General features: G+C 63.3%; 12 protein-coding genes. 2 read left to right on the top strand and 10 right to left on the bottom strand.

Annotation, left to right across the window (positions count from 1 at the left end; genetic code table 11):
* Positions 1-86: 86 nt before the first annotated feature.
* From glmM to rlmE, 4 genes are all read right to left on the bottom strand, one after another.
* Positions 87-1,475, bottom strand: coding sequence for a phosphoglucosamine mutase (gene glmM, locus OTERR_RS05535; protein WP_149425097.1), 1,389 nt, complete (start codon positions 1,473-1,475; stop codon positions 87-89).
* Positions 1,476-1,521: 46 nt separating this feature from the next.
* Positions 1,522-2,364: a dihydropteroate synthase gene (folP, locus tag OTERR_RS05530; protein ID WP_149425096.1), complete on the bottom strand. Its 843-nt coding sequence runs from the start codon at positions 2,362-2,364 to the stop codon at positions 1,522-1,524.
* Positions 2,365-2,442: 78 nt separating this feature from the next.
* Positions 2,443-4,323 carry an ATP-dependent zinc metalloprotease FtsH gene (gene ftsH / locus OTERR_RS05525; RefSeq protein WP_054622404.1) on the bottom strand — a complete coding sequence of 627 codons (1,881 nt, stop codon included), beginning with the start codon at positions 4,321-4,323 and terminating at the stop codon, positions 2,443-2,445.
* 108 nt (positions 4,324-4,431) lie between these two features.
* Positions 4,432-5,052 carry a 23S rRNA (uridine(2552)-2'-O)-methyltransferase RlmE gene (gene rlmE / locus OTERR_RS05520; protein WP_054622403.1) on the bottom strand — a complete coding sequence of 207 codons (621 nt, stop codon included), beginning with the start codon at positions 5,050-5,052 and terminating at the stop codon, positions 4,432-4,434.
* 38 nt (positions 5,053-5,090) lie between these two features.
* On the opposite strand from rlmE, the gene OTERR_RS05515 reads away from it, so the two are divergent.
* On the top strand, positions 5,091-5,465 hold the full coding sequence (locus OTERR_RS05515) for a YhbY family RNA-binding protein (protein ID WP_054622402.1): 375 nt from the start codon (positions 5,091-5,093) through the stop codon (positions 5,463-5,465).
* A gap of 39 nt (positions 5,466-5,504) precedes the next feature.
* Here OTERR_RS05515 and OTERR_RS05510 read toward each other — a convergent pair whose 3' ends face one another.
* From OTERR_RS05510 to OTERR_RS05485, 6 genes are all read right to left on the bottom strand, one after another.
* Complete coding sequence (locus OTERR_RS05510) at positions 5,505-5,996, bottom strand: DUF4149 domain-containing protein (RefSeq protein WP_246154351.1); 492 nt, start codon at positions 5,994-5,996, stop codon at positions 5,505-5,507.
* 76 nt (positions 5,997-6,072) lie between these two features.
* Complete coding sequence (gene greA / locus OTERR_RS05505; protein ID WP_054622401.1) at positions 6,073-6,549, bottom strand: transcription elongation factor GreA; 477 nt, start codon at positions 6,547-6,549, stop codon at positions 6,073-6,075.
* A 92-nt stretch (positions 6,550-6,641) separates the two neighbouring features.
* Complete coding sequence (carB, locus tag OTERR_RS05500; RefSeq protein WP_054622400.1) at positions 6,642-9,848, bottom strand: carbamoyl-phosphate synthase large subunit; 3,207 nt, start codon at positions 9,846-9,848, stop codon at positions 6,642-6,644.
* A gap of 27 nt (positions 9,849-9,875) precedes the next feature.
* Positions 9,876-11,048 (bottom strand): glutamine-hydrolyzing carbamoyl-phosphate synthase small subunit, encoded by a 1,173-nt coding sequence (gene carA / locus OTERR_RS05495; protein ID WP_246154349.1) that lies wholly within the window; start codon positions 11,046-11,048, stop codon positions 9,876-9,878.
* A gap of 210 nt (positions 11,049-11,258) precedes the next feature.
* A complete protein-coding gene (gene dapB / locus OTERR_RS05490) occupies positions 11,259-12,065 on the bottom strand; it encodes a 4-hydroxy-tetrahydrodipicolinate reductase (RefSeq protein ID WP_149425095.1) in 807 nt (268 codons plus the stop codon).
* Positions 12,066-12,182: 117 nt separating this feature from the next.
* The gene (locus OTERR_RS05485) at positions 12,183-12,677 is read right to left on the bottom strand and encodes an outer membrane protein assembly factor BamE (protein WP_054622398.1); all 495 of its coding nucleotides are present in this window, start codon (positions 12,675-12,677) and stop codon (positions 12,183-12,185) included.
* A gap of 229 nt (positions 12,678-12,906) precedes the next feature.
* On the opposite strand from OTERR_RS05485, the gene fur reads away from it, so the two are divergent.
* On the top strand, positions 12,907-13,365 hold the full coding sequence (gene fur, locus OTERR_RS05480) for a ferric iron uptake transcriptional regulator (RefSeq protein ID WP_054622397.1): 459 nt from the start codon (positions 12,907-12,909) through the stop codon (positions 13,363-13,365).
* The last annotated feature ends 107 nt before the right edge of the window (positions 13,366-13,472 follow it).

Here is a 13,472-nt window from a genome sequence, read left to right as displayed (position 1 = left end):
ACGAACGGCAGTCTAGGGGCGGATTGTTACAGCGCCGTGACATCCCTGTAATAAACCCGCCACCCTCCTGACGCCCCGGCCCCGCCTCAATGGGCGTCGTGCTCCTCGCCGCCGACGGCCTGACGCACCGCATCGGCCAGCTGATGCGCAAGGCGATCCACTTGCGCCGCATCCCGGCCTTCCACCATCACCCGCAGCAGCGGCTCGGTTCCCGAGGCACGCAGCAGCACCCTCCCCTCGCCATCCAGCTCGGCCTCAACCGCCCGCTGTGCCGCCTCGATGGCCGGATGGCCCTGCCATGCCGTTCCCTTGGCAAATCGCACGTTGACCAGCACCTGGGGGTACAAGGCCAGGCCACCCAGCAACTCGGCTAAGGTGCCCCCCTGCTGCCGCAGCGCCGCCAGCACTTGTAGGGCGGAGACCAGTCCGTCGCCGGTTGAATGGCGATCGAGGCATAGGATGTGACCTGAGTTTTCCCCCCCATAGAGCCAACCGCGCTGATTGAGAGCCTCGACCACGTAACGGTCCCCCACCTTGGCCCGCACGAACGGAATTTCCAGCTTTTGCAGCGCATGCTCCAGGGCCAGGTTGGTCATCAGGGTTCCGGCGACACCGGCCACCGGCCCTTGTTTCAAACGGCTGCGCACGATGGCGTAAAGCAGTTGGTCGCCATCGTAGGCATTGCCCTGGGCATCGACCATGACCAGACGGTCGCCATCGCCATCCAGGGCCACGCCGAGGTCAGCCCGGTTAGCCAAAACCACTTCAGCCAGACAGCGTGGCGCCGTGGCGCCGACGCCATCATTGATATTGAGACCGTTGGGAGCGGCTCCTACCGATACCACTTCCGCCCCCAGTTCATGGAGCACCGGCGGCGCCACGTGATAGGCAGCACCGTGAGCGCAGTCCACCACGATCTTCAAGCCACGCAGATCCAGATCCGAAGGGAAGGTGCTCTTGCAGAATTCGATGTACCGGCCAGCCGCATCGTTAATACGTCGCGCCCGGCCCAGCTGGGCGGAAGGCACGCACGACAGGGGGCCGACCGCTGCTTCCAGGCGGCTTTCGATGTTGCTCTCCACTTCATCGGGGAACTTGGTACCGTAGGCCGAAAAGAACTTGATTCCGTTGTCGTAGTACGGATTGTGCGACGCAGAAATCACCACACCGGCCTGAAGCCGTAGGGCGCGGGTCAGGTAGGCAATCGCCGGGGTTGGCAAGGGGCCGGTCAGGCAGGTATCCACCCCTGCGGCGGAAAAACCGGCCTCCAGGGCAGCTTCGAGCATGTAGCCGGAAATCCGCGTGTCTTTACCGATCAGTACCGCCGGCCGCTCAGCTCCAGCCTTGCCGCTCTCCCATCGCTCCATCAGTGCCTGCCCGGCAGCATAGCCCAGCCGCATCACGAAATCCGGAGTGATGGGAAAAGTCCCAACCCGGCCACGCACGCCGTCCGTGCCGAAATATTTACGGCTCATGAAGAAACCCCCTTGATATTGTTAGATGTCGTCGCTGAGGCGAGGACTATGACTGGCGCACGGCCTGCCACACGGTCAGTACATCCCGGGTGGCGGCCACGTCATGAACACGGATGATTTTCGCGCCACCTTCGGCAGCCAGCAAGGCCGCGGCCAGGCTCCCGGGTAGGCGCTGCTCGACCGGCCGGCCGGTCATCTGGCCGATCATGGTCTTGCGTGACATGCCAGCGAGAATGGGAAGCCCCTCCGGCGAGGTGGCCGGCAGATCACGCAGCAGGGCGAGATTGTGCTCCAGGGTTTTGCCGAAACCGAAGCCGGGATCGAGCACGATGCGTTCATCGGCGATACCAGCCCCCCGACACGCCGCCACTTGGTCTTGCAGAAAGGCGGTCACCTCCCCCACCACATCCTGGTAGTGGGGAGCCGCCTGCATCGTGCCGGGCTCGCCCTGCATGTGCATCAGGCATACGCCCACATCCGACGAGGCTACCGCATCAATTGCGCCCGGACGGGTAAGGCCGCAGATATCGTTGATCATGGCTGCGCCCGCCGCAATGGCGGCACGCATCACTTCGGGCTTATAGGTGTCGATCGAGATCGGCACGCCCCAGCCGACAATGGCTTCGAGGACCGGCAGCAACCGGTCCAGCTCCTCCTGGAGCGGCGTCGCTATCGCACCGGGGCGGGAAGATTCCGCCCCCAGGTCGAGGATATCCGCCCCCGCCTCCCACTGTGCCCGGGCATGGGCGATGGCCCCCTCCACCACGCTGGCCTGGCCTCCTCCGGCCACACCGTCCCCGGTGAAGGAATCCGGGGTGAGATTGACAATTCCCATTACCAGGGGACGATCGAGTGGGAGGCGGTAGGCAGCGCAGTGCAGGTATTTCATGACAGCCACAACAAATGAACAAAAACAAAACGGGCCGGGAAAAACCCGGCCCGTGGAGAAGCAGGCCTGCCTACGGTGTTAGACCGTGGCGGCAGCACTGGGGGCGGCCCCCGGCGAATCGTCCTGGGAAGGCGTCGGCGTGGTGCTGGAACGACGGTGCGGACGCGGCGGCTTGCCGGCCATGATGTCATCGATCTGCTCGGCGTCGATGGTTTCCAGTTCGAGCAGGGCATTGGCCATGGCATGCACCTTATCCCGGTTATCGTCGAGGATCTTGCGCGCCAGGGCGTACTGCTCGTCGATGATACGGCGGATTTCCCCGTCGACCTTCTGCAAGGTGGCCTCGGAAACGTTCTTGTGGGTGGTGATGGAACGGCCAAGAAACACTTCGCCCTCGTTCTCGCCATAGACCATGGGCCCCAGGGCATCGGACATGCCGTAACGGGTCACCATGTCCCGGGCCATCTGGGTCGCCCGCTCGAAATCGTTGGAAGCGCCGGTGGTCATCTGGTTCATGAACAACTCTTCGGCGATGCGCCCACCGAACAGCACGGCGATGCGGTCGAGCAGGTAACCGCGGTCGTAGGCGTAGCGGTCCTGCTCCGGCAACTGCATGGTCACGCCCAGGGCACGGCCGCGGGGGATGATGGTGACCTTGTGCACCGGGTCGGACTTGGGCAGCATCTTCGCCACCACCGCGTGGCCGGACTCGTGGTAGGCGGTGTTCTTCTTCTCTTCCTCGGTCATTACCATGCTGCGGCGCTCAGCGCCCATCATGATTTTGTCCTTGGCCTTCTCGAAGTCATCCATGTCCACCAGGCGCTTGTTGGCACGAGCGGCGAACAGGGCGGCCTCATTCACCAGGTTGGCCAGATCGGCACCGGAGAAGCCGGGGGTACCGCGGGCGATGATGTCGGCCTTGATGTCGGCAGCCACCGGCACCTTGCGCATGTGCACCTTGAGGATTTCCTCGCGGCCACGGATATCGGGCAGCGGCACCACCACCTGGCGGTCGAAACGGCCCGGACGCATCAGGGCCGGGTCGAGGATGTCGGGGCGGTTGGAAGCGGCGATGACGATGATGCCGGAGTGGCCTTCGAAACCATCCATTTCCACCAGCAGTTGGTTGAGGGTCTGCTCGCGCTCGTCATTGCCGCCACCCAGACCGGCACCACGGTGGCGGCCTACGGCGTCGATTTCGTCGATGAAAATAATGCACGGGGCGTGCTTCTTGGCCTGCTCGAACATGTCGCGCACCCGGGCGGCACCCACGCCAACGAACATTTCGACGAAGTCGGAACCGGAGATCGAGAAGAACGGCACCTTGGCCTCGCCGGCGATGGCCTTGGCCAGCAGGGTCTTACCGGTACCCGGGCTGCCCACCATCAGCACACCCTTGGGGATACGGCCCCCGAGCTTCTGGAACTTGGAGGGGTCGCGCAGGAATTCGACCAGTTCGGAGACTTCTTCCTTGGCCTCGTCGCAGCCGGCCACATCGGCGAAGGTAATCGAGTTACTGGCTTCGTCGAGCATGCGAGCCTTGGACTTGCCGAAGGAGAACGCACCGCCCTTGCCACCGCCCTGCATCTGGCGCATGAAGAACACCCAGACGCCGATCAGGAGCAGCATGGGGAACCAGCTGACGAAAATGTTCATCAGCACCGAGGGCTCTTCCTCGGGCTTGGCTTCGATCTTGACGCCGTTCTTGAGCAGGTCGGAAACCAGCCACAAGTCGGGCGGAGCAAAGGTGGAAATCTTCTTGCCTTCCGAAGTGGTGGCCTTGAGGGTGCGCCCCTCCATCACCACCTTGGTGATGCGGCCCTGTTTCACTTCCTCGATGAACTGGGAATAGTCCATGGAGTTCTGGGCAACCTGACGGCCGTTGAACTGGTTGAAGACGGTCATCAGTACCAGGCCGATGACCAACCAGATCGCCAAATTTTTGAACATGTTGTTCAAGGTGACTCCTTTTCGCGCCGCTACCGGCGTCCTCCAGTGGGATTCCGCATTCTAAACCATCGCTGCCCCGCGTGACCGTGACAGACTGTGCGAAAAAACAGCCCCACTCTAGCGTTTGAGCCCCTTGCCGAGCAGGTAGATTTCCACGCTGCGATCCCGGGATGCCTTGGGCTTGCGGGTCGCCACCGTGACGAACGTCTCGCGCATGGCTTTGAGGAATTCAGGGTAGCCCGATCCCTGGAAACATTTGACCAGGAAAGCCCCCTCGGGTTTCAAGTGGTTGCGGGCAAAATCCAGGGCCAACTCGACCAGATCCATCATGCGTGGCTGATCGATGGACGCCATGCCCGAAGTGTTGGGCGCCATGTCGGACAGCACCAAGCCTACCGGCGCCCCTTCCAGGCGCCGTTCCAGTTCGGCGAGCACACTCTCCTCACGGAAGTCGCCTTGGAGAAAGCGCACGCCGGGTAGCGGATCCATGTCAAGCAGGTCCAGGGCGAACACCTTGCCCTTGGGGCCGACCTTGGCCGCCGCCACCTGGCTCCAGCTACCTGGCGCTGCCCCCAGATCCACCACCACCTCGCCGGACTTGAGCAGGCGGTCCTTCTCGTCGATTTCGAGCAACTTGAAGGCCGCCCGGGCCCGATAGCCCTCGGCCTTGGCGCGTTGCACCCAGTGGTCGTGAACGTGTTCGTTGAGCCAGGCGCTGCTGGTCTTGGATCGTGCCATTCGCTAAAATCCGTGTTTTTTCTAAGGTTTACTTACCAATGCTGGTCATTACTGCCGCCCAACGCCGGGCGCTTCGGGCCCGTGCCCACAGCCTGCACCCGGTGGTGTCGATTGCCCAAAAGGGGCTGACCGACGCCGTGGCGCATGAAGCCGATGCCGCCCTGAAGGCCCACGAGCTGATCAAGGTGCGGGTCTACAACGACGACCGGGACGAGCGCGAAGCGTTCCTGGCCGAACTGTGCGAGCGCCTCGACGCCGCACCGATCCAGCACATCGGCAAGCTGCTGGTACTGTACCGCCCGGCCCCCGAGGATGAAACCGGCGGTAGCTCCGGCGCTCCGGCCCGGCGCAACGGCCGCCGCCAACCCCGTCGCACCAAACGCAGCTTCCAGGGGAGCAGCGAGAAGGAATAAAGCATCTTCCTGAAAAAAGCCGCCTTCCGGCGGCTTTTTTTATCGCCGCACCAGACGTGCGGCAAGCACCAGTCCGCACAGGCTCTGTACCAGATAAAGAATGCTGGACACGCCGTGCCAAGCGGCAAAGCGCTCACGCATCACCGACTGCATCACGTCTCGCGGCCAGGCATCGGCCTTCATGGCGGCCATCAGGGGTTGGATGCCAAACAGGTTGGCAGCGGCGATGAGCGCCATCAGCAGCAGCAACCAAAAGTCCAAGCGGCGCAGGAAGGCCCCACCCTCCCGGGCCAGCCTCAACACTGTCAGCAGGACGAAACACCCCAAACCGAGCCAACCGCCCACCTGGAACATCTTGCCGGCCAGGTTGCCCGCCAGGGTCTTGTCGGCCAAGGTGGCAAAGAGCACGGGAGCAACCAGGTAGCCGAGGGTCCACAGACTCCCCACCCAGAGCACCAGGGCGCTGGCGTGAAGGGAATCGGCGAGGGATTTGAGCAGGTTCTTGGTGGACGGCATGGCCGAAAGGCGCATGGATAGTGGTTCTTGAGAGGGGCTGCCCGGAGCGCCTTATTTGGCGCGGCTTTTCGCCCCTCCCTGCCGGAAAAGCTTATTCGTAGCGGACGTCGAGGATCTCGTACTCGCGGATGCCACCCGGCGCCTGAACCTGGGCGACGTCACCGGCATACTTGCCGATCACGGCGCGGGCCAGGGGCGAAGAGACGGAAATCTTGCGCTCCTTGATGTCGGCCTCGTCCTCGCCGACGATCTGGTAGATCACCTGGTCGCCGGAATCCTGATCTTCCAGCTCCACGGTGGCGCCGAACACGCAGCGGCCATCCGCATCAAGCAGCTTGGGATCGATGATCTGGGCGTTGGACAGCTTGCCTTCCAGTTCCTGGATGCGGCCTTCGATAAAGCCCTGCTTTTCCTTGGCGGCATCGTACTCGGCGTTTTCCGACAGGTCGCCCTGGGCGCGCGCTTCGGAAATGGCCTGGATCACAGCCGGGCGCTCGACGGTCTTGAGGTGGTGCAATTCGGTGCGCAGTTTCTCGGCCCCGGCCACGGTCAGCGGTATCTTGCTCATGGGAGTTCCCCGATAGATCGGTCTTGGTCGATTAGGTAAAGCAAAACCGCCGGCGCCCGGCAAACGGGCGACCCCGGCGGCTTTTTATGGGTTTAGTGAATGCGGCTGTGCAGGGTCTGGATGGGATAAACCACCAGGTCACCCCGGTTCTTCATCCCCTCGGCCGCTGCCTCGGCACCCCAGATGGTGGTGTACATGGTCACCCGCGCCGCCAGGCCGGAGGTGCGGATCGAACGGGAATCAGCGATCGCCTGCCGTTTTTCGTCGGCAGTGTTGATGATCAGGCTGATCTCGTTGTTCTTGATCATGTCCACGATATGGGGACGGCCCTCGGCCACCTTGTTCACCAGGGTCACCGGCACGCCGGCCGCCTGGATTGCCGCGCCGGTACCCCGGGTGGCGAGAATGGTGAAACCACAGGCGGCCAAGTCCTTGGCCACTTCCACGGCCTTGGTCTTGTCCGAATCCTTGACGCTGATGAAGACCTTGCCGGAAGCCGGCAACTTGACGCCGGCAGCCAGCTGGCTCTTGACGAAGGCTTCGGCGAAGGTTTCGCCCACGCCCATCACTTCGCCAGTGGACTTCATTTCCGGTCCCAACAGGGTATCCACACCGGGGAACTTGGCGAAGGGGAAGACCGCTTCCTTCACCGAGAAGTACGGCGGAATCACCTCGTGGGTGACGCCCTGGCTGGCCAGGCTCTGGCCGGCCATGCAGCGGGCAGCGATCTTGGCCAGCTGCAGACCGGTAGCCTTGGAGACGAACGGCACGGTGCGCGAGGCCCGGGGGTTCACTTCCAGCACATAGACCGTCTCACCCTGGATGGCGAACTGGACGTTCATCAGGCCGCAGACGTTGAGGGCCTTGGCCATGGCGATGGTCTGACGGCGCAACTCGTCCACCAGAGCCGGGGAGATCGAATAGGGCGGCAGGGAACAGGCTGAGTCGCCGGAGTGCACCCCAGCCTGCTCGATGTGTTCCATGACGCCGCCGATGATCACTTCCTTGCCGTCGGACAGGGCATCCACGTCCACTTCGATGGCGTCGTTGAGGAAGCGGTCGAGCAGCACCGGCGAATCGTTGGACACCTTGACCGCCTCGCGCATGTAGCGCTCCAGGTCGGCTTGCTGGTGCACGATCTCCATGGCCCGGCCGCCCAGCACGTAGGAGGGGCGGACCACCAGTGGGTAGCCGATCTCGGCGGCCAGACGCAGGGCGTCGGTCTCGTTGCGGGCGGTGCGGTTGGGCGGCTGGCGCAAGCCGAGGTCGTTGAGCAGCTTCTGGAAGCGTTCCCGGTCCTCGGCAGCGTCGATCATGTCCGGGCTGGTACCGATGATGGGCACGCCGTTGGCTTCCAGATCCCGAGCCAGTTTCAGCGGGGTCTGGCCGCCGTACTGGACGATCACGCCCACGGGCTTCTCGACATTGACGATTTCCAGCACGTCTTCGAGCGTCAGCGGCTCGAAATACAGGCGGTCGGAGGTGTCGTAGTCGGTGGACACGGTTTCCGGGTTGCAGTTGACCATGATGGTCTCGTACCCGTCTTCGCGCATGGCCATGGCGGCATGCACGCAGCAGTAGTCGAACTCGATGCCCTGGCCGATGCGGTTCGGACCGCCGCCCAGGACCATGATCTTCTTCTTGTCGGTGGGCGCCGCTTCGCACTCTTCCTCGTAGGTCGAGTACATGTAGGCGGTGTTGGTAGCGAACTCGGCGGCGCAGGTATCGACACGCTTGAACACCGGGCGTACCGACTGGGCGTGGCGGTACTCGCGCACGGCAGTCTGGGTAGTGCCGAGCAGCTTGGCCAGGCGCTTGTCGGCGAAGCCGGCGCGCTTGAGGGCCAGCAACTCGTCCTTGGACAGGGATTCCAGGGTGCGGCCTTCCAGGGACTTGGCCTTCAGGTACAGATCTTCGATCTGGGCCAGGAACCAGGGGTCGATGTGGGTCAGGCGCTGGATGTCCTCCAGGGACAGGCCGGCGCGGAAGGCATCGGCCACGTACCACAGGCGGTCCGGACCGGCTTCGGCCAGCTGCTTTTCGATCTCTTCCCGGTCGGTGGTCTTCTCGTCGAAGCCGTCCACGCCCACTTCCAGGCCGCGCAGGGCCTTCTGCAGGGATTCCTGGAAGGTGCGGCCGATGGCCATCACCTCGCCCACCGACTTCATCTGGGTGGTCAAGCGGGAATCGGCGGTGGGGAATTTCTCGAAGGCGAAACGGGGCACCTTGGTGACCACGTAGTCGATCGAGGGCTCGAACGAGGCCGGGGTCTTGCCGCCGGTGATCTCGTTGGCCAGTTCGTCCAGGGTGTAGCCCACGGCCAGCTTGGCCGCCACCTTGGCGATGGGGAAGCCGGTGGCCTTGGAGGCCAGGGCCGAGGAACGGGACACCCGGGGGTTCATCTCGATGACGATCATGCGGCCGTCGAACGGGCTGATCGAGAACTGGACGTTGGAACCGCCCGTATCCACCCCGATCTCGCGCAGCACCGCGATCGAGGCGTTGCGCATGATCTGGTATTCCTTGTCCGTCAGGGTCTGGGCCGGGGCGACGGTGATCGAGTCGCCGGTGTGCACCCCCATCGGGTCCAGGTTCTCGATGGCGCAGACGATGATGCAGTTGTCCTTGTGATCGCGCACCACCTCCATCTCGAACTCTTTCCAGCCGATCAGGGATTCCTCGATCAGCAGTTCGCTGGTGGGGGAGGCTTCGAGACCACGCTTGCAGATGGTTTCGAACTCTTCCATGTTGTAGGCGATGCCACCGCCGGTGCCGCCCAGGGTGAAGGACGGGCGGATGATGGCCGGAAAGCCGATCATCGCCTGGACCTGGTAGGCCTCTTCCATGGAGTGGGCCACGGCGGAACGGGCGGAGCCAAGACCGATCTTGGTCATGGCGGCCTTGAACTTCTCCCGGTCCTCAGCCTTGTCAATGGCTTCCTTGGAGGCGCCGATCATTTCCACGCCGAACTTGTCCAGCACGCCGTGCTTGGCCAGGTCGAGGGCGCAGTTGAGCGCGGTCTGGCCGCCCATGGTGGGCAGCAGCGCGTCGGGGCGCTCCTTCTCGATGATCTTGGCCACCACCTGCCAGGTGATCGGCTCAATGTAGGTGACGTCGGCCATCTCCGGGTCGGTCATGATGGTGGCCGGGTTGGAGTTCACCAGGATGACCTTGTAGCCCTCCTGCCGCAGGGCCTTGCAGGCCTGGGCACCGGAGTAGTCGAACTCGCACGCCTGCCCGATGACGATCGGGCCGGCGCCAATGATGAGGATGCTCTTGATGTCTGTACGCTTCGGCATGGGTGCGCCTTGTCTGCTCGCGACGCCTTAGCGGGCCGCTTGGTGTTCTTCCATCATCCGCACGAAGCGGTCGAAAAGGTAGGCCACGTCGTGGGGGCCCGGGCTCGCCTCGGGGTGCCCCTGGAACGAGAAGGCCGGCACGTCGGTGCGGGCGATGCCTTGCAGGGAGCCGTCGAACAGGGAGACGTGAGTCACCTTGACGTTGGCCGGCAGGGTATCGCCATCCACCGCGAAGCCGTGGTTCTGGCTGGTGATCAGCACCTGACCGGTTTCCACATCCTTGACCGGGTGGTTGGCGCCATGGTGGCCGAACTTCATCTTCACCGTCTTGGCGCCGGAGGCCAGGCCGAGCAACTGGTGGCCGAGGCAGATGCCGTAGGTGGGGATGCGCTTGGCCAGGATTTCCTGGATGGCGGCAATGGCGTAGTCGCAGGGCTCCGGATCGCCAGGACCGTTGGACAGGAACACACCGTCCGGGTTGAGCTTGAACACCTCGGCAGCCGGAGTCTGGGCCGGCACCACGGTAACCTTGCAGCCGCGGGAAGCCAGCATGCGCAGGATGTTGCGCTTGATGCCGTAATCGTAGGCCACCACATTGAAGCGCGGCGCGGCAGGCTCACTAAAGCCCTTCAGCGTCCATTCGCCTTCGCTCCACTCGTAGGCGGCGTCGGCGGACACGACCTTGGCCAGATCCATGCCAGCCAGGCCGGGGAAGGCATTGGCCTCAGCCAGGGCGCGGGCTTCATCCACCGTGCCGGCGACGATGGCGCCGGACTGGGCGCCCTTTTCGCGCAGGATGCGGGTCAGCTTGCGGGTATCGATGCCGGCAATGGCGACAATGCCGTGCTTCTTAAGATAGTCGGGCAGGGTCTCTTCGAGACGCCAGTTTTCGGCACGGACCGGCAGATCGCGGATCACCAGGCCTGCGGCGAAGTTGGCGCGGGACTCGAAGTCACCGGCATTGCAGCCGACGTTGCCAATATGCGGGTAGGTCAGGGTGACGATCTGGCGGCAGTAGGAAGGATCGGTAAGGATTTCCTGGTAGCCGGTCAGCGCCGTATTGAAGACCACCTCACCGGAGGTGGAGCCGTCGGCACCGATGGAATAACCGCGAAACACGGTGCCATCGGCCAGCACCAGAACGGCGGGCGGATAGGGAGGAAACAGGGGGGAGGCAGCTTGGGTCGTGGAGGGCGACACGAAAAACTCCGGAACTAGATACGCGAAGCGGGACGGACTGGTGGTCCCTCCCGCCTCGGCAATTGAATTTGCTAAACCCTTCTATTGTAGCGGATTACCCCCCTCCCCGGCAAATCCGCGTGGTGTCACGACATCGAATGCAAGGCCAGCCCATGGATTTCGCCAGACCGACTCAACACGCTTCGCGCACCGTTTTCGTGCACCAGCCGCTCAACGCAGCCCGAGCACGTCCTGCATGTCGTAGAGGCCATTGGAACGGCTCGCCAGGAAACGAGCAGCACGCAGGGAGCCCAGGGCATAGGGCATGCGGCTGCCCGCCTTGTGAGCGATCTCGACCCGCTCGCCGGTACCGCAGAACATCACCACGTGGTCACCGACGATATCGCCGCCACGGACCGTGGCAAAACCGATGGTGGACGGATCCCGCTCGCCGGTGACACCTTCACGGCCGTAGATGGCGCACTCCTTGAGATCGCGGCCGACACCGGCGGCCACCACTTCGCCCATGCGCAGGGCGGTACCGGATGGGGCATCCACCTTGTGGCGGTGGTGAGCCTCGACGATTTCGATGTCGTAGCCCTGATTGAGGATGCGAGCGGCAGTTTCAAGCAGCTTGAACACCACGTTCACGCCCACCGCCATGTTCGGCGCAAAGACGATGGGGATGTCTTTGGCGGCCTCGGCGATGGCCGCCTTACCCGCCTCGTCGAAGCCGGTGGTACCGATCACCATGGCCACGCCGAGCTCACGGCACAGGGCCAGGTGCTCCAGAGTACCTTCGGGGCGGGTGAAGTCGATTAGACAGCCCGAGCGGGACAAGCCCTCCTTGAGATCGGACGTCACCACTACGTCGGAGGCCAACCCCACCAGTTCACCGGCGTTTTTACCGATGCCGGCGCTGCCCGGACGATCCAGCGCTGCCGTGAGTGCGGCCTCACCGTCGTTGAGGGTGGCTTCGATGAGCATCTTGCCCATACGACCGGAGGCGCCGGCAATAGCGATATTGAGACGATTCATGACAATTCCTTGTAAAACACACCCGGACGGGGCAACACCCGCGCCGGCATCGACATCTAGGACAATTCTGGAGCACCAGCAAAGGCCGGGGCGCACAGCCCAGCCTTGCCGCGAGGGTTACAGACCGACCTTTTCGAGCATTCGACCGAAGAAACCGCGCTCGTTCTCGACCGGAGGCAGAGGTTTGCCATCGGCGGGCAGGGAACCGAGATCGATTACCCGGGTCTTTTCTTCCGGAGCGTCCACGCCGGCATCGCCGACAGCCTGGCCGTCCTTGGCCGGCACGACATCGCCAGCCACCCGGGTCAGTTTGCCGTCCTGGAAGAAGATGGTCAGGCGGCGGGACTCAATTTCCCGGGTCGAGCCCTTTTGCAACCGGTACACGTAATCCCAGCGATCCGCGTGAAAAGCATCGGCCAGCAGGGCCGTACCCAGGATGTAGCGCACCTGATCCTTGCTCAGGCCAGGGCGCAGTTGGGCGACCTGATCCTGGGTCAGGGCATTGCCCTGCTGCACGTCGATCCGGTATTCGGTGATCAGCTTGGGCGGGGAGCAGGCCGCCAGAGCAACGACGGAAAGGACGCACAGACCACTAAGCAGGTGTCGGGACATGGAAGACTTGATGGTGAAGAATGGTGACGATAACACTGGAAAATTTGGCAATTGCCGCCGGAATCACCCGAAAACACAGGCACCCGGCTTTTTCCCGGGCCAGCGAAACGGTATATCATAGCCCAAAAGGAGAATGCGCCACGTCCGCATCCCCCACTTCGGGCGGCCCCACGCCGGGCAACACAGCCCTCCCCCGCCCCACATTGAAATTTTTACCCCGAGACCGCCCATGAATTCGTCCCAAAGCCTCAAGAGCATCGGCCTCAAGGCAACCTTTCCGCGCATGAAGATTCTCGAACTGTTCGAGAAAAGCTCCGTGCGCCACCTGACGGCCGAGGACGTTTATCGCCTGCTCATCGCTGAGGACATGGATATCGGCCTGGCCACGGTCTACCGGGTACTGACCCAGTTTGAGCAGGCCGGCATCCTGGAGCGGCACCATTTCGAATCAGGCAAGGCGGTCTTTGAACTCAACGCCGGCCGTCACCATGACCACCTGGTGTGCGTACAGTGCGGCAAGGTCGAAGAGTTCTACGACGAAGAAATCGAACGGCGCCAGCAAAAAATCGCCGAAGAACGGGGCTACTCCCTGCAGGACCACGCCCTGTACCTCTACGTCGAATGCCTCAAGGGCGACTGCCCGGGCAAGCAGGCCGAAGAAGAGAAGTTCCAGCGCGGCAGCGAGTAAGCCAGCGCGGACAGCCCGTCCAACCATGAAAAAACGCCGCATTAATGCGGCGTTTTTTCATGGCGAATACGGCTTGACGATGTGACGGGAGTGGGCTTTCCGCCGGC

Origin of the sequence: Oryzomicrobium terrae (assembly GCF_008274805.1) — a bacterium.
GTDB classification, from domain to species: domain Bacteria; phylum Pseudomonadota; class Gammaproteobacteria; order Burkholderiales; family Rhodocyclaceae; genus Oryzomicrobium; species Oryzomicrobium terrae.
This window is presented reverse-complemented; position numbering and strand designations above follow the sequence as displayed.